We start from the raw sequence: 16,478 nt of genomic DNA, 5'->3' as shown, positions 1-16,478 counted from the left end.
TATGTCCGGCGGGCAGACCTACGATTATATCGTCATCGGCAGCGGAGCGGGCGGCGCCGTCGTCGCCGCACGGCTCGCCGAAGAGGGGCGGACCGTACTCGTCATCGAGGCTGGCGGCGATCCGCTCGCCAAGGTGGGCGACAGTTCCGACATGCCCCTTGCCGATGCCTCCCGCGTGCCGGCCTTTCACGCCTTTGCCTCGGAACATCCCGGCATGGCTGAGAACCATTGGGTGCGCCACTACGAAAACCAGGAGATGCAGGAGCGCGACTGGCGTTACTGCAAGAAAAGGGATGGCGTGCTCTATCCGCGTGTGCGCGGGCTCGGCGGCTGCACCGCCCATCATGCGATGATCATCGTGCGGCCCAATCATTGCGACTGGAACCACATCTTTGCGATCACCGGCGACGAGAGCTGGAAGGCCTCGCACATGCAGGGTTATTTCGAGCGCATCGAACGCTGCCGCTACCGTTTCTTCCTGTGGCGATGGCTCGCCGCCGCAACGGGCCTCAACCCGACCGGCCACGGATGGTGGGGGTGGATGACGACGGAGCGGGCGCTGCCGCTCAGGGTCCTGCGAGACTGGCCGCTGTGGCGGGCACTGCTGCGCAGCGTCGGCGCAGCCGCCGATGCTTTCGGCAAGAGGGGCTCCGACTGGGAGACGACCGAGATCGACCCGAACGACAGCCGCAACTGGAATGTCGGCGCCTGCGGCGTGCGCGTCACGCCACTTTCGACGCGCCGCCACACCAGGCACGGGCCGCGCGAGCGGCTACTCGACGTCCTGAAGCGGCACCCGGACCGCCTAGCGCTTCGTTTGAATACCACGGTCACGCGCATTGAATTTGACGGCAAGCGGGCGGTGGCGGTCCGCTGCGTCGACGGTGAGGGACGTGAGCAGGTCATCCGGGCCGGGCGCGAGATCATCCTCTCAGGCGGCGCCTTCGCCTCGCCGCAACTTCTGATGCTTTCCGGCATCGGCGATCCCGCGCATCTGCGCAAGCACAAGATCCGTGTCGTCGAAGCGCTTCCACGCGTTGGGCGGAACCTGCAGGACCGCTATGAGGTCGGAGTCGTCAGCCGGATGAACGAACCCTGGTCGGCGCTCAAGGGCGTGACCTATACGACGCGCGACGCTCATTACAGGCGATGGCGCAGGTTCCGCATCGGCAACTATACGAGCAACGGCGTCATGTTTTCCCTGACGCTCAAATCCCGCGACACGCTGACGGAACCCGACCTGCATTGTTTCTCGCTGCTGGCCGATTTCCGCGGCTATTATCCCGATTATTCCGCGCGCATCCGCAAGCCGGATTACATGACCTGGGCGATCCTCAAGGCCTATACCGAAAATCAGGGCGGAACGGTCCGGTTGAGAAGTGCCGATCCCACTGTCCTGCCTGCCGTCGTCTTCCATTCCTTCTCCGAGGGGACCGGCAATTACGACCTCGACCTCGACGCCGTTGTCCATGCCATTCGCTTCGTCAGGAAGGTCAACGATGCCATGGACGATCTCATCGCTTGCGAAGAGGAGCCCGGCCGGCAAAACGAGAGCGATGAGGCGCTTCGAAACTACGTCGCCGAAAATGCCTGGGGCCACCATGCCTGCGGCACTTGCGCCATCGGTCGTCGGGAAGATGGCGGCGTGCTCGACAGCCGTTTCCGGGTGCACGGTATCGAAGGCCTGCGCGTCGTCGATGCTTCGGTCTTCCCTCGAATTCCCGGATACTTCCTTGCCACGGCGGTCTACATGATCGCCGAGAAGGCGGCTGACGTCATTCTTGCCGATAGCTGACGGAGTACGGCCATGAACAAACACCAGCCCCGGCTTTGCCGGATGGATCGCCCTTGCCCCGGTATCCTATTCGACCCGCTGATGGAAATCCTGCAGGGTCTCGTCATTGTCGTTGCGGTGCTTCATTCGGCAAACACAAATGGCGGGGAAGGATCATTTAACGCATCAAGCGGGCCCTCCAAGGCGGTGCGGGGAGGAACCAACTCCGGCTCGATCATGATCGTCAAAGGCTTCGGCTCTTCGAGAAGGTCAAAACCCCGCTCGAGCATTTTCGAGATATTCGGTCTGATCATGTAAACGGGAAAGGGTAGGAATGAAGCGAACGGATCGTAGTCGAAGCATCCGACGACGATGTCTCCGAACGCCTCTCCGTCGTGGCGCCCCATGAACCGCAATAGCCCTTCAAAATTGATGGACGAGTTGATGAAAAAGCATCTGGGCAGCCTGCCGTGCTTGTCGAAAAAACGGTCGAACGCAAGCGCCGTCGCGCCAGGCGAGTAGCCTGTGATCTCGATATCTCCTTTTGTGACCGCTCCAAATACGGATTGCTTGACGGCATGGAAACCGGCGATACGCTCCCGACTGGCGTGGTCGTTGCGGCCGCCGAACAGGTAGACATCGCCGGCGTGCAGTGGTCCTAATGTTTCGGCATGGCGAATGATCGCCGAAGTCAACGCTTCAGCGCCTTGACGGTTATCCGCAATCACGGATGACGCGAACTTGCCTGGCAGATCGATGTTGACGTGAGGCAGCCCTGCACGCATGCAGATCTCGTGGACGCCATCCGGATCTGTTGCTCCGGCGATAAACAGCGAGTCGATCGCATAGGCGATGAGAGACTCCACCGTACGGCGCTCTTCCTGGGGGTCGCGGCGGCCTGAGACAACCATAGGCACAAGGCCCCGCTTTCGCGCTTCGCTCTCGAAGGTCTGCGCCATGGACGAGAAGAACCTGTTGTCGTAGACGGGCAAAAGCAACCCGACCAGACCCGAACGGGAACTGCGCAGCGCGCGAGCCTGCAGGTTCGCCTTGTAGTCATGCTCTCTGGCCAGCGACAGTATCTTGGCGGCGGTCTCCTCGGAGATGCGCCGCTTGCGCCATGTGCCGTTTAGCACCGAGGCCACTGTCGACGGGGATGCTCCTGACACGACGGACAAATCATAAATAGTTGCTTTTTTTCGTTCTTTTTCAGACATCCGCAAACCTTCCAGTGGCTCTTTCTCTCTAGATCAGCAGTCCTCTTGACGAAAGTCTTTTCCGTGGTAGGGTAATTGCACCATCGATGGTGCATAAATGCAAGACCGATTGTGCATGGAGATGGGGCTTTGAGGAAAGCGACAGGGAGGAGTTCCGCAATGCGGGGCTAACGTTGAGCGCGAGAGCATGGGGCTTTCGCGAACGGTGCTTCCTTGCCGGCTCAGTGGAGGAGGGAATACCCAATGAAAAAGCTATTTGCGATCACGCTCGGCTTGTCCTTGCTCGCGTCAACGGCCTTTGCTGGTCCGAAGATTGGTGTCGTGGTGAAGATCGGCGGCATCCCGTGGTTTAATGCCATGGAGGCGGGCATCAAGGAGCAGAGTGCCAAGCTCGGCGTTGAAGGCTTCATGGTCGGTCCGACCAGTGCCGACCCTGCGCTGCAGGTCCGCGCCATCGAAGACCTGATTGCTCAGAAGGTCGATTACATCGGCGTCGTGCCGAATGATGCCAAGGTTCTCGAACCTGTTCTCAAGAAGGCCCAGGAGGCCGGTATCAAGGTCATTACCCATGAATCGCCCAAGCAGGTCGGCGCCGATTGGGATTTCGAACTGGCCTCCGCCAAGGGCTTCGGCGAGGCGCATGGCAAGCTGCTCGCTGAGAAGATGGGCGGCAAGGGATCGTATGCCGTATTTGTCGGCTCGCTCACCGTGCCCCTGCACAACGCCTGGGCCGATGCAGCAATCGCTTATATCAAGGCGAATTATCCGGACATGAAGCTTGTCGGTGACCGCTACGGCGTGGCTGAAGACGTCGACAAGAGCCGCTCGACCGCGCTCGACCTGATGGCGGCCAACGCTGATCTGACGGGTTTCCTCGCCTTCGGTTCGCAGGGGCCGATCGGTGCGGGTCGTGCTGTCGAAGAGCGCCGCAAGGACGGCAAGGTGTTCGTGATCGGTCCATTTTCTCCCGGGCAGGGGGCAAAGCTCATCAAGTCCGGCGCGCTGACCGGTGGCTTCATGTGGAATCCCAAGCAGGCGGGTGAAGTCTTCGTGACGCTTGCCGATCGTATTTCCAAGGGTGAGACGCCGAAGGCCGGCGACGACATCGAGGGCCTTGGAAAGATCAACCCCGAGGGCAACACCATCGTCGTCGACCAGTTGCTGGCGATCAACAAGGACAGCATCGACAAGCTTGTCGGCATGGGCCTCTAATCCTCCCTGGACCCAAGCCCGGGGTCGCGGACAATTCCCGCGACCCCCCAGTTTACGAATATCGGAAAACCTGAACCAGCCGCCATCCAGCGGCTGAACAGGAGGATACTCCATGAGCGACGAACCGCTGCTTTCACTCAAGAACATCAAGGTGACCTTCGGCGGCGTGCGCGCGCTGAAGGGCGTGTCGTTTGAAGTCAACCCGGGGGAGGTGCATTGCCTGGCGGGGGAGAACGGCTGCGGCAAGAGCACGCTCATCAAGGTCATCACGGGGGTCTACAAGCCACAGGAGGGGGCCGAGTTCTTCTTCGACGGCAAGGCGATCTCGGCCATGACACCCACGTTGGCGCAATCGCTCGGCATCCAGGTGATCTGGCAGGACCTGGCACTGTTCGGGGAAATGACCGTCGCCGAGAACATCGGGTTTCAGTATGCCGTCAACGGCAAATATGGTCTCGTCGACAAACGCGCCATCGAGGAAGCAGCGAGGAAAGCGCTCAGCCGTCTCGGCGTCAGCATCGATATCCATCTTCCATTGAAGGAGCTGCCGATCGCCCAACGCCAGATCGTTGCGATCGCACGCGCTCTTGTCGGCGAGGCGCGTCTTGTCTTCATGGACGAGCCGACCGCTTCGCTGACGCAATCCGAGACCGATTACCTGATCGATATCGTGCGCAACCTGTCGGCGTCCGGAGTGGCCGTGGTCTTCGTCTCGCACCGTCTCGCGGAGGTGCTCGAAATCTCGGACCGCATGACCGTACTTCGCGACGGAGCGCTCGTTGGCGTCTTCCCTGTCGAGGGCATGACTCAATCACGGGTGACCGAGCTGATGACCGGCAGAAACTTCGACAGTTCCGTCATCGCCGCCGATCACGACGACGCGCAGGTCGTGCTTTCCGTCCGCGGGCTGACGCGCGCAACGGAGTTCGAAGATATATCGTTCGACCTTCGCCGAGGTGAGACGCTCGGCATTACCGGCCTCCTCGGCGCCGGCCGCACCGAACTGGCGCTTACACTCTTCGGGATGCACCGTCCGCAGGCAGGGGAAATCGCCATCGAGGGCAAGACCGTCAAGTTCGGCTCCAATCGCGACGCAATTCGCGCCGGAGTGGGCTACCTCTCCGAAGACCGTTTGTCTCTCGGCCTCAACCAGCCGCAGTCGATAGCCGACAACCTGGTTATGGCATCGCTCGATAAGCTTCTGTCCGGGGGGATGATCTCGCCCGTGAAGAAGGCGAGTGTGGTCAGCCACTGGATTTCAGCGCTCGGTGTCAAGATCGGTACGGCCGACGACCCCATCCGGACGTTGTCGGGCGGCAATCAGCAGCGCGTCGCGATTGCCAAATGGCTCGCGATCGGTCCGAAAATCCTCATTCTCGACGCCCCGACCGTGGGCGTAGACGTCGGTGCGCGCGCAGGCATCTTCGAGATCGTGCGCAAGCTTGCTGCTCAGGGCCTTGCGATCATTCTGATCTCCGACGAGCCGCCGGAAGTCTACTTCAATGCGGATCGCATCATTCACATGGTCGAAGGCAGGATCCGCGCAACCTACGACCCGCGACATTTATCGCTCATCGAACTGGAGTCTGCCGTCTATGCGTAGGCTGATCCTTGGACACACAACGGAATTCACGCTTCTGGCGGTCATGGTCGTGCTTTGCGTCGGGCTGTCTTTGGCCACCGATCGGTTTTTTACGATCTCGAACGCGTTCGATGTGCTGAACGTCTCGGCCGTCAACATCATCTTTGCCGTTGGCCTTCTCGTCGTCCTGATCTCGGGCGGGATCGACATTTCCTTCGCTGTGGCCGCCTCGGTGGTCCAATACATTACCGCGCTGGCCCTTGGCGCATTGGGCGGCGGCAACTGGGCGGAAGGCTTCATCATCGCCGGCGCCATCGGCATTGGCCTGGGTCTGATCAATGCGGCCCTGGTTTACCGGCTGCATATCATCTCGATCGTCGCAACCATCTCGACCTTCAACATCTTCTTCGGGCTGCTGATGTTCTTCACCAAGGGCGTGTCGATCTACGACCTGCCGGAATGGCTGACGACGCGCGTGGTATTTTTCGAACGCGAGATGGCTGACGGCTCCTGGATCGAGCTGACACTGCCTGTCGTCGTCATGATCCTTTGCTGCCTCGCGACCTGGTTGATGATTTCCCGCACCACCATCGGACGGCAGCTTTACGCATTTGGTGACAATCCGGAAGGGGCACGCCGCTTCGGGATCAACATTGCAGCGATGCACTACATTTCGTTCGGCTGGATGGGTCTCATGGCCGGGATCGCCGGATTGATGCAGGCCCACTATGCCGAGGAAGTCGTTCCGAACGCCCTCTATGGCCGGGAACTGGATGTCCTGGCGGCTACGGTTCTCGGCGGTGCGAGGCTCGGTGGCGGCAAGGGCTCGGTCATCGGCTGCGTCCTCGGCGTCTTGATGGTCTCGATCACCCAAAACGGCCTCAACCTCATGGGCGTGTCGCCCTTTGCATTCAAGATGATCGTCGGCGCGATCATCCTCATCGCCATCACGCTCTCGTCCGCACGGATCGACAAGCTTTTCCCGTTTCTCGCCAAGGGCAGCGCCAAAACTAGGGGCACGCACCAATGAAGGCCATGGCTCAAAAGTTCAACGCCACCTTCGGCGCCGATATGACCGGACCGGCTATCGCATTCGTGGCGGTGATCGTCATCTTCGGTCTGGCCGCAAACAATTTCATCTCCGCTGCAACATTCGGTTCGGTTGCCTTCCAGCTTCCTGAACTCGGGCTTCTCACGCTCGCCATGCTGCTTCCCCTCCTGACCGGCGGGATCAACCTCTCCATCACCTTCACGGCAAACCTTTCCGGATTGGCCGCAGCCTCGGTGATGCAGATGTACGGCGGGGCCGACGCGTCTCCAGGCGCGTTCCTGCTCGGTGTCCTTGCTGCACTCGCCACCGGCGGCGCTGCCGGGCTGATGACCGGTGCTGCGATCGCCTACACACGGGCGCATCCAATTCTCGTCACGCTATCCATGATGATCTTCCTGCGTGGCCTCGGCGAATTTCTGACCCGCGGCGGCGATGTGTCCGGATTCCCTTCCTTCATCGCTCCGATCGGGCATGGTTCGATCCTGGGATTGCCGATCCCGCTTTTGATCTTCATCGCCTGCGTTGGCCTGTGGCAGCTCCTGCTGACGCGCTTCAAACTCGGCTTCGGGCTGTTGATGGTCGGTTCAAATATCGAGGCGGCACGCTACTCCGGCCTGAATACGCGCCGCATCCTGGTTCTGGTCTACACGCTTTCGGGCCTCATGTGCGCGGTCGCCGGCGTTATCATGCTCGCCCGTTTCAACTCGGTCCGCGTCGGCCATGGTGAGTCCTATCTGTTGATCACGGTGCTTGCGGCGTTTCTCGGCGGCATCAATCCGTTCGGCGGGTTTGGCCGTGTGTTGCCGGTGTTCGTGGCGCTTATCGTGCTCCAGCTGCTGTCTTCCGGCCTCAATCTCATGGGCGCAAACCAGCATCTCGCGACAGCACTCTGGGGCGTGCTGATGATCGTCGTCATGGCGGCAAGAACCATCGTTTCAACCTACATCGCATCGCGCAGAAAGAAGGGGTGACCGTGCAAGGGTTCGGTATTCACGCAAGCATGTGGACAATGAAGTGGGACCGCGCAGGCGCAGAGCGAGCCATCGCCGGGGCAGCCAGGTACAATATGGAATTCATTGAAATTCCGCTCGCAGACGCCGCATCGGTAGATGCCGAGCACACACGCGAGCTCCTGGAAAAGCATGGCCTGCGTGCGGCATGTTCGCTCGTGCTACCGCAGGCCGCCTGGGCATCCGTCCGGCCCGAGGCCGCAATTGAGCACCTGAAGGTGGCGATCGACAAGGCGGCCCTGATGGGAGCCGAGGCACTTACGGGCGTCACTTATGGCGGCACCAACGAACGCACGGGCGTTCCGCCGACCCAGGCAGAATATGACAATGTGGCTCATGCGCTCGGTGCTGCAGCCAAGCAGGCCAAGGCCCAAGGTATCCAATTCGGTGTGGAAGCGGTGAACCGATACGAGAGCCATTTGATCAACTCGGCAGAACAGGCCGTGGCCCTGGTCGAACGCATCGGGATGGACAACGTCTTTGTCCACCTCGACACATTCCACATGAACATCGAGGAAAAGGGGGCAGCCAACGGCATTCTCGTTGCGCGTGAGCATCTCAAATACATGCATTTGTCCGAGAGCGACCGTGGAACGCCTGGAGCAGGAAACGTCCCTTGGGATTCGATTTTCGCCGCTCTGTCTGCGATCGGCTTCAAGGGCGCGCTGACCTTGGAGAGCTTCGTCAGCATGCCACCGGAGATGGCCGGCGACATATCGACGTGGCGCCCGGTCGCGCGTGACGAGGACGAAGTCATGGGCAACGGCCTCTCGTTCCTACGCAACAAAGCCACGCAGTATCAACTGGCATGACTTCGAATGGTTGGCGTTTCCGGATGGTCCTAGCCGCCGAAAATGCGGAGAGGCAATGGGAGGAACTCATTGAGCAAAATTGACGAAAACGCGCGGAAGATAGCGAAGATCGCAGTTCAGCGCTTTGCGGAAAACGGCGGTCGGAGGGTTCTGATAGCGATTGCAGGTGCGCCGGGTTCAGGCAAATCGACGCTCGCAGAGCGCGCCGTCGAAGCGATCAACAATGACCACCGTCTGAAAGCTGCTCTGTTCCCGATGGACGGATATCACTACGACGATGCCGTCTTGGAGCAGATGGGTCGCCGCCCCTACAAGGGAGCAATCGATACATTCGATGCGCATGGTTTGCGCTACATGCTCAAGCGCCTGAAGGCCAACGAGGATGACGTTGTTGCCGTTCCGGTATTCGACCGCTCGATCGAGATTGCTCGCGCCGGCGGCAGTCTCATTCCTCAGTCTACGAAGATCGTCGTCTGCGAGGGTAACTACTTGCTTGCGCGACAGGCTCCCTGGGACAAGCTGAAAGAGATTTTCGACTTCACGGTGTTTGTTGACGTGGACGAGGCTCACCTGCGGCAGAGACTTCAAAACCGCTGGCGCAACTACGGCCTGGACGCTGCGGAAATTCGCCGGAAGGTCGAAGAGAACGATCTTCCTAACGGCCTTGCAATCGTGGCCGGAAGCGCCGAGCCCGATCTCCACATCGAGAACAACTGATCCGTCCAGGCCGACCGGAGGTCGCCGCGACAGTCCACTGTCAACCCCGCCAAGGACGATCGGCGGGATCTGCAACTGAAACTTGGAGACTCCTATGAAACACGGGATTTATTATTCTTACTGGGAACATGAGTGGAGCGCCAAGTTCGGCCCCTATGTCGAAAAGGTCGCGAAACTTGGCTTCGACGTCATCGAGGTCGCCGCACATCACATCAATGACTACAGTGATGCCGAACTTGCGGAAATCAGACAGACTGCCAGGGATAACAACATCATCCTGACGGCCGGGATTGGCCCGTCGAAGGCCAAGAATCTGTCGTCACCGGACATTGCGGTGCGCCAGGCGGGAAAGGCATTCTTCGAGCAGACGCTCACAAATGTCGCAAAGCTCGATATCAAGACAATTGGTGGCGCGCTCCATTCCTATTGGCCGGTGGACTACTCCAAGCCAGTCGACAAGGAGGGCGATCGGGCGCGTGGGGTCGAGGGCATTCATGGCATTGCGGACTTCGCCGGAAACCTCGGTATCAATCTCTGCATCGAAGTGCTCAACCGCTTCGAGAACCACGTTCTCAACACTGCTGCGGAGGGCGTGGCATTCGTCAAGGATGTCGGGAAGCCGAATGTCAAAGTGATGCTCGATACTTTCCATATGAACATCGAGGAAGACAGTTTCGGAGAAGCGATCCGTACCGCTGGCCCGCTGCTCGGACATTTCCATACCGGCGAAAGCAATCGCCGCGTCCCCGGTAAAGGCAGAATGCCTTGGCACGAGATCGGTCTTGCACTTCGCGATATCAATTACGCGGGCGTCGTTGTCATGGAGCCGTTCGTAAAGACCGGCGGAACGATCGGGTCAGACATCAGGGTTTGGCGCGATCTGAGCGATGGCGCGGACGAAGCAAAAATGGACGAGGATGCGCGGAGCGCTCTTGCATTTTCTCGATTTGTGCTCGGCGGTTGACCTTTCCGAAGCCCTCATCTGACGTGCATCACGATCTCTAGACCTCAACGAGATGCAGGGAGCCGGCTCGCCGAAACCCTGCAGTCGTGATAGGTGCCGTGGCGACCTGTTTCCTCAAGGTTTGCGACGGCAATTGACCTGATGGGGCTTCTAGTCGCGGCAAATAGACCGAGATAAGTGAGCCCCATTTCGTTTCCATGGTCGCGACCGCCACAGGGGTATCGCGCCCTGCAGTTCTCAATGCGCGCTGCCTCGCCGGCCGGTCTTGCGCCTGCGTTGACTTCGGCGCTGCTTTTTGGAATTGACATATTCGTTTTGGGTAATGCCTGAGAAGCCTTCCAGGCAAAGACGTGCAGCGCTGTTCCGAAATGCCGCGAGGGAAGAAGATTGCGAAGCCGACGGACCGATGGTCGCCCCACGATTGCGGATGTTGCGCGCCTGGCCGGGGTTGGCGCGATCACGGTGTCGCGGGCGCTGCGCGATCCGAGCCAGGTTTCCGCCGCCCTTCGCGCCAATATCGACAAGGCGGTGAAGGAACTGAACTATGTTCCCAATCTCAGCGCCCGGGCGCTTGCATCCGTCAGGGCCGATGTCATCGGTGTGCTGGTCCCCTCGCTCACCCAGAACATCTTCTCCGACGTTTTACGCGGTGTGTACGACGGCGTGGAAGGCACGGAACTGCAGATCCAGATGGGCAACACCCGCTACCAGCCGGAAGAGGAAGAGCGGCTGATCGCCCAGATGTTGCGGCAGAAGCCGGCGGGCATGATCGTCTCGGGTACCGAACAGAACGATCGTTCCCGCGAGATGCTGGAAAATGCGCGGTGCCCGGTCATCCAGATCATGGACCTGACGGACAAGCCGATCGATACGATCATCGGCTTTTCCCATTATGAGGCGGGGCGGGCGATCACCCGTCACCTGATCGAGGCGGGCTATCGGCATATCGGTTTTCTGAGCGGCTGGCTGAATGGCCGTTCCTTCGGCCGTTATTCCGGTCTGAAGGACACGCTGACGGAAGCCGGCATCTATAACCCGAGCTATATTTCGCCGATCGACAGGAGCGACCATATCCCTGAAGGCGTGGGCTGGGAAACGCCGCGTTTTGCAACCCCTTCGACAGGCCGCAAGCTGATGGCCAATCTTCTGGACGCCAATCCAGATATGGACGCCGTCTTCTGCAACAATGACGTCATGGCGCTTGGCGCGCTGTTCGAATGTATGGAGCGCGGTATCCGCGTGCCCGAGGATTTCGGTATCGCCGGCTTCAACGATTTCGACATCATGGCCGCAGCCTATCCTTCGATCACCAGCGTGCGCAGCCCCCGCTGGGAATCCGGCTATAACGCCGTCATGGCGCTCCGTCGCCGCTTGAACGGAGACGACGGTGGAGACCGGATTATCGACCTGGGCTTCAAAATCCAGAGACGCGTCAGCACCGACCGCAGCGGTGAACTGCGGCGTGGGCTGACTGGCCACTGACGCCTGGAGTACCGCGTTTCGCCTTCGGCATATGTCGCTATTTGAATAAGAGCTTTTCCGAAACGCCCATAAATCTGCGGCCGAACAAACTTGACGCTTATGTCTGGTAGCGCTACCGTCCCCTTGCGCTGCTCGTCGACCCAGAAGACGCTCCACAAGAAAAACACAGGAAATCAAGCGTCAGACGGGATGCAGCGCCTCGATAAGGGAGGATCTGAGCATGGCGATTACTCGACGTCGATTCATGGAAAACTCTGCGGCTGCTGTTGTCGGCGCCGGTATTGCGGCAAGCCTGGGGCCGGCCGCTTTTGCGCAAGCCACCGATACATTGAAAATTGCTTTTGCTGCCCGCGGCCTCAAGACGATCGATCCTGCAAAGTCGATCCAGGGTGTCGATAACTGGGCGATTATTCACATTTACGACAAGCTTGTTGACCTGCCGCTCTGGAAGTTTCCGGCAACGATAGACGAACTCGTACCGCGCCTTGCGACGAGCTGGAGCTCGACACCGGATTCAAAGTCCTGGACCCTGAAACTCCGCCAAGGCGTCAAATTTCACAAGGGTTATGGTGAGATGACGTCCGAGGACGTCAAGTTCACGTTCGATCGCATTCGCGATGCCGTTCGCGTGGGCGGGGTACGTCCGAAATTCACCAATATCAGCGAGGTCGTGGCTGACGATCCTTACACGGTCACATTCAAGTTGGCGCAGCCGGATCCACTCTTCCTGCTCGGCGCTCTCAGCGACTACGACGCCTCGGTCATGAGCAAGAAGGCAGTTGAGGAAAAGGGCGAGGAACCGATCGGCCGCGATCCGATCGGAACCGGTCCTTACGTGCTGGAGACAGTCTATCCGGATCCGTCGCAGGGCGTCATGCTGGTCGCCAATGCGGAGCACTGGGACGTCCAGCCGGCGACACCGAAGCTGCAATGCCTCTATATCGCCGATACGACGGCGCGCACGCTGGCGCTGCTGTCAGGCGACGTGCATCTGATCGAGGGCGTTCGCGCCCCCGGCTGGGCGGCCTCCATGTCGCAGCGCGATCCGAACCTGATCTTCGACGTCGCCAGCCCCGGCAGTTTCTTCACCATGCAGGTCAATCTGACGAAGAAGCCTTTCGACGATGTGCGTGTGCGTCAGGCGCTCTTCTACGCGATCGATCGTGACGAAATCACCACGGCAATCGCGCCGATCAGCAAACGCACCTATGGGCTCAATCCGCCCTCCTATCCCGGTGGCTTCTCCGCGGAGAACATTCCGGCGGACGTTGCCTACAAGTATGATCCCGAAAAGGCAAAGTCCCTGCTTGCAGAAGCCGGATTCCCTGATGGTTTCAGCTTCAAGAACGATACGTCGCAGCGCGAGGACTTTTCGGCGATCATGCTGATGATCCAGGCGCAGTTGCGCAAGGTCGGCATCAACATGGAACTCAACATCAAGGACCATACCGCCTTCCATGCCGATCAGAACATCGGCACCAACACCCTGTCGCAGCAGTCATCTGCATTGCCGCCGGTGCCGACACAGGTGATCGTCACCTACCTGTCGAAAGGCGCCGAAGTTCGCTCGGATGGCAATGGCGGGGCAAATATGAGCCATTACGGCGTTGCCATTCCAGGGATCGACGACCTCCTGGGCAAGGCGCTTGCGGAACCGGACCTCAGCAAGCGTCTGGAGATCGTCAAGGAAATCGAGATCAAAGCCCTCACGGACGCGGTCATCCTGCCCGTTTCCAACAACGGCTTTATGGTCGTTCGCTCGGAAAAAGTCGATCTCGGCTACGACGTGGTTTCCGGCTATGTGAACTGGCCGCTGACCAAGGCCAAGATCAAGGCCTGAACCGTTAAGGGCGGCGGGTGGAAGAAGAGAAATGCCTCCGCCGCTCTAAGCTTTGTTGAAGCATCGGATTACCCTGAAAACCGCTTCATAAGTTTCAGCCCGGTGCTCCAGTCGCGAACACGCTCCGACATCGTCATCTCTCCCCGCTGTTGAACCGGGGTGTTGCGCCCTGCGCGCAGATATTGGTCCTTCTCCTGTGAGGTCAGACATGGCGCAAGCCAACACCATATCCATTAGCCTGCCATCCAAGCCGCTTTCGGACGGCGTCACATGGGCAATCGACGAACTGCGCAGCCGCCTGAAGCGGCGGGGCGCGAAATTCTCGGACAACCCATCGGGGCAGGACATCTCGATCAACGTGGCCGAGGTGGCATCGCCGCAGGCGCCGGCTGCGATGGCGCGTAGTGAAGAGGCTTTTGCTCTCACCCGGGACGGCAACAGGATTACCGTCTGGGCGCATGACGACAGGGGCATGGTCTATGCTTTGACCGAACTCGCCGACCGGGTGCGCTATAACGGTGATGAAGACCTGTTCGCCGGCAAGTTTCCGGTTACCGAACAACCGTCTGCCCGCATCCGCAGCATCGCCCGGCTTTTCTGCAGCGAGGAGGAAGACAAGATCTGGTTCTACGACAAGCAGCAATGGCGCGACTATCTGACCATGCTGGCATCGAACCGCTTCAACCGTTTCGCCCTGACGCTTGGCATGGGCTACAACTATCCCTACCACAATCCCTGGATTACCGACGTCTACTTCTATTTCCCCTATCCGTTTCTATTGAAGCTGCCGGGTTACGGCGTCGAGGTCACCGAGCTCTCCGATGAGGAGCGCGAAACCAATCTTGAGATGCTGAAATTCATTGGTCGTGAGGCGGCCAGGCGCGGATTGGAATTCCAGCTGGCGCTCTGGACGCAGCGCTATGATTTCGACGATGTCCCGCGAGCCAATTACACGGTTAGAGGCGTGACGGATGATAATCTCGCTCCTTATTGCCGTGATGCGATCACCGAATTGCTGCGGCAGGTGCCTGAGATCACCGGCCTGACATTCCGCGTCCATGTCGAGGGCGGCATTGCCGAAGGCGAATACGGTTTCTGGAAGGAGGCGTTTGCAGGTGTTGCCGCTGCCGGTCGTCCAGTCGAGATCGACATGCATGGCAAGGGTCTCGATCACACCATGCTGCAGATCGCCCGGGAGTCCGGCATGCCCTTTGCCGCTTCGCCAAAATATCTCGCCGAGCATATGGGGCCGCCCTATCACCAGTCAGCTATCCGCAACAAGGAATACCCGCCAGAAGTGGCGCGCAGCGAGCGCGAGCAGCTCAGCGAAGGGTCCCGAAAATTCCTGCGCTACAGCTATGGTGACCTTCTGACGAAGGACAAGGACTACAAGGTCATCTATCGCATCTGGGCGGGAACGCAGCGCGTGCTTCTCTGGGGCGATCCGGAATTTGCTGCCGGTTATGGCCGCAGCTCCATGTTCGCAGGCTCCGATGGCGTTGAATGGTGCGAGCCGCAGAGCTTCAAGGGCCGTATGGGCACCGGCATTCCCGGTGGCCGCTTCAATTACCAGAAGCACGGTCTGCCGACGCGCTACGACTGGCAGAAATATGAGTATCAATACCGTATCTGGGGGCGACTGCTCTACTATCCTGAAGCGCCGCGCGAAAGCTGGATGCGTTATCTCGAACATGAATGCGGCGATGCCGCCGCCGATTGCGAGAAGGGGCTCTCCTGGGCAAGCCGCGTGCTGCCGCTGATCACCCTGGCGCATGGCCCTTCGGCCTCCAACAATCACTACTGGCCGGAGGTCTATACCAACCTCCCGCTTGTCGAGGGCTCGGGCCGTCGCGCCTACGCTTTCGACATGGAAGGGCCGGTCCGTTTCGGAAATGCGCCTACCTTCGATTCAGCGCTGTTTGCCAATGCGCGCGAATATGCGGAACTGCTTCTCGCGGGAAAGCCCTCGCATCGCTACACGCCGCTTGATGTGGCCGACTGGCTGGACGAGATGGCGGAAGGCTGTGAGACGGCACTAACGGGTGTGAAGGCGACCGAAAGCTTCGGCTCCGCCACTGTCCAGCGCATCATGATCGATGTGCAGATCTCAGCCGGCATCGCCCGTTTCTTTGCCGAGCGGTTCCGCGCGGCTTGTTGGGCCGAGCTGTTCATTGCCACCAAGGTGACGACACTGATCGAGCCGGCAATCGATCACGCCAAGCGGTCGGTCATGGCCTGGCAGGCGGCCGCTGATATTTCGCGCGATGTCTACCACGACGATCTGACTTACGGACCACAATCCTGGCTGCGAGGTTCCTGGCAGTCGCGCCTGCCGGAGATGGCGGCCGAGGTTCTCGACCTGGAGTCACTGCGCGGCGGCGGCAAGTTTGAATCGGTGCAGGCGGGCGAACAGGTGCTCGCAGCCGTGAAAGCACTCAAGGCTCGCCGACCTGTGATCGCCAGCGCGACAGGCATCATAGCCCCCGCGACGTTCAAGGCGGGCGAAGCCTTGACGGTGCGTGTCGATGAAACCATGGACGAGGAACCGGTGCTGCACTATCGTCACGTCAATCAGGCCGAGCGTTGGAGTTCGGCGAAGATGACGCGGAATGGCAATGGCTTCGACGCCACCATTCCCGGCGATTACACCGACTCCAAGTTTCACCTGCAGTTTTTCGTCAGCTCGAGGAGGGGCGGGCGAAGCGTGCTGTCACCGGGTCTTGAGGACAATCTGTCCAACGAGCCCTATTACACGGCGCTGCAGAACTGAAGCTTGCATACCATCATGGACGTCCGTTGACGGGAACGCCGGCGGCG

12 protein-coding genes are annotated in these 16,478 nt (G+C 59.8%); 11 read left to right on the top strand and 1 reads right to left on the bottom strand.

What is annotated here, in order from left to right; translation table 11 throughout:
* Position 1: 1 nt before the first annotated feature.
* The gene (locus LVY75_05605; GenBank protein ID XAZ19632.1) at positions 2 to 1,795 is read left to right on the top strand and encodes a GMC family oxidoreductase; all 1,794 of its coding nucleotides are present in this window, start codon (positions 2 to 4) and stop codon (positions 1,793 to 1,795) included.
* A gap of 122 nt (positions 1,796 to 1,917) precedes the next feature.
* On the opposite strand, the gene LVY75_05600 is transcribed toward LVY75_05605, so the two are convergent.
* Positions 1,918 to 2,991 carry a LacI family DNA-binding transcriptional regulator gene (locus tag LVY75_05600; protein XAZ19631.1) on the bottom strand — a complete coding sequence of 358 codons (1,074 nt, stop codon included), beginning with the start codon at positions 2,989 to 2,991 and terminating at the stop codon, positions 1,918 to 1,920.
* A gap of 243 nt (positions 2,992 to 3,234) precedes the next feature.
* On the opposite strand from LVY75_05600, the gene LVY75_05595 reads away from it, so the two are divergent.
* The 10 genes from LVY75_05595 (at position 3,235) to LVY75_05550 (ending at position 16,431) form a co-directional block, all read left to right on the top strand.
* Positions 3,235 to 4,203, top strand: coding sequence for a substrate-binding domain-containing protein (locus tag LVY75_05595; GenBank protein ID XAZ19630.1), 969 nt, complete (start codon positions 3,235 to 3,237; stop codon positions 4,201 to 4,203).
* Between the two features lie 112 nt (positions 4,204 to 4,315).
* A complete protein-coding gene (locus LVY75_05590; GenBank protein XAZ19629.1) occupies positions 4,316 to 5,806 on the top strand; it encodes a sugar ABC transporter ATP-binding protein in 1,491 nt (496 codons plus the stop codon).
* The gene (locus LVY75_05585) at positions 5,799 to 6,815 is read left to right on the top strand and encodes an ABC transporter permease (protein ID XAZ19628.1); all 1,017 of its coding nucleotides are present in this window, start codon (positions 5,799 to 5,801) and stop codon (positions 6,813 to 6,815) included. The genes LVY75_05590 and LVY75_05585 overlap by 8 nt, the downstream gene beginning before the upstream one ends.
* A complete protein-coding gene (locus LVY75_05580; protein ID XAZ19627.1) occupies positions 6,812 to 7,807 on the top strand; it encodes an ABC transporter permease in 996 nt (331 codons plus the stop codon). The genes LVY75_05585 and LVY75_05580 overlap by 4 nt, the downstream gene beginning before the upstream one ends.
* A gap of 2 nt (positions 7,808 to 7,809) precedes the next feature.
* A complete protein-coding gene (locus LVY75_05575; GenBank protein XAZ21332.1) occupies positions 7,810 to 8,658 on the top strand; it encodes a sugar phosphate isomerase/epimerase in 849 nt (282 codons plus the stop codon).
* A gap of 69 nt (positions 8,659 to 8,727) precedes the next feature.
* Positions 8,728 to 9,375 carry a nucleoside triphosphate hydrolase gene (locus LVY75_05570; protein XAZ19626.1) on the top strand — a complete coding sequence of 216 codons (648 nt, stop codon included), beginning with the start codon at positions 8,728 to 8,730 and terminating at the stop codon, positions 9,373 to 9,375.
* A gap of 94 nt (positions 9,376 to 9,469) precedes the next feature.
* Complete coding sequence (locus LVY75_05565; protein XAZ19625.1) at positions 9,470 to 10,339, top strand: sugar phosphate isomerase/epimerase; 870 nt, start codon at positions 9,470 to 9,472, stop codon at positions 10,337 to 10,339.
* Between the two features lie 387 nt (positions 10,340 to 10,726).
* The gene (locus LVY75_05560) at positions 10,727 to 11,821 is read left to right on the top strand and encodes a LacI family DNA-binding transcriptional regulator (GenBank protein XAZ19624.1); all 1,095 of its coding nucleotides are present in this window, start codon (positions 10,727 to 10,729) and stop codon (positions 11,819 to 11,821) included.
* Between the two features lie 220 nt (positions 11,822 to 12,041).
* Positions 12,042 to 13,661 (top strand): ABC transporter substrate-binding protein, encoded by a 1,620-nt coding sequence (locus LVY75_05555; protein XAZ19623.1) that lies wholly within the window; start codon positions 12,042 to 12,044, stop codon positions 13,659 to 13,661.
* A 208-nt stretch (positions 13,662 to 13,869) separates the two neighbouring features.
* Positions 13,870 to 16,431: a hypothetical protein gene (locus LVY75_05550; protein XAZ19622.1), complete on the top strand. Its 2,562-nt coding sequence runs from the start codon at positions 13,870 to 13,872 to the stop codon at positions 16,429 to 16,431.
* Positions 16,432 to 16,478: the final 47 nt, after the last annotated feature.

Source organism: Sinorhizobium sp. B11 (assembly GCA_039725955.1).
Classification (GTDB): Bacteria; Pseudomonadota; Alphaproteobacteria; order Rhizobiales; family Rhizobiaceae; genus Rhizobium.
The sequence above is the reverse complement of the archived record's forward strand: the minus strand, read 5'-3'. Positions and strand labels throughout refer to the sequence as shown.

Excerpts from the sequence above, each read along its gene's own strand:
- LVY75_05605 (XAZ19632.1), top strand. The coding sequence starts at position 2 with ATGTCCGGCGGGCAGACCTACGATTATATCGTCATCGGCAGCGGAGCG.
- LVY75_05600 (XAZ19631.1), bottom strand. The coding sequence starts at position 2,991 with ATGTCTGAAAAAGAACGAAAAAAAGCAACTATTTATGATTTGTCCGTC.
- LVY75_05595 (XAZ19630.1), top strand. The coding sequence starts at position 3,235 with ATGAAAAAGCTATTTGCGATCACGCTCGGCTTGTCCTTGCTCGCGTCA.
- LVY75_05590 (XAZ19629.1), top strand. The coding sequence starts at position 4,316 with ATGAGCGACGAACCGCTGCTTTCACTCAAGAACATCAAGGTGACCTTC.
- LVY75_05585 (XAZ19628.1), top strand. The coding sequence starts at position 5,799 with ATGCGTAGGCTGATCCTTGGACACACAACGGAATTCACGCTTCTGGCG.
- LVY75_05580 (XAZ19627.1), top strand. The coding sequence starts at position 6,812 with ATGAAGGCCATGGCTCAAAAGTTCAACGCCACCTTCGGCGCCGATATG.
- LVY75_05565 (XAZ19625.1), top strand. The coding sequence starts at position 9,470 with ATGAAACACGGGATTTATTATTCTTACTGGGAACATGAGTGGAGCGCC.
- LVY75_05555 (XAZ19623.1), top strand. The coding sequence starts at position 12,042 with ATGGCGATTACTCGACGTCGATTCATGGAAAACTCTGCGGCTGCTGTT.
- LVY75_05550 (XAZ19622.1), top strand. The coding sequence starts at position 13,870 with ATGGCGCAAGCCAACACCATATCCATTAGCCTGCCATCCAAGCCGCTT.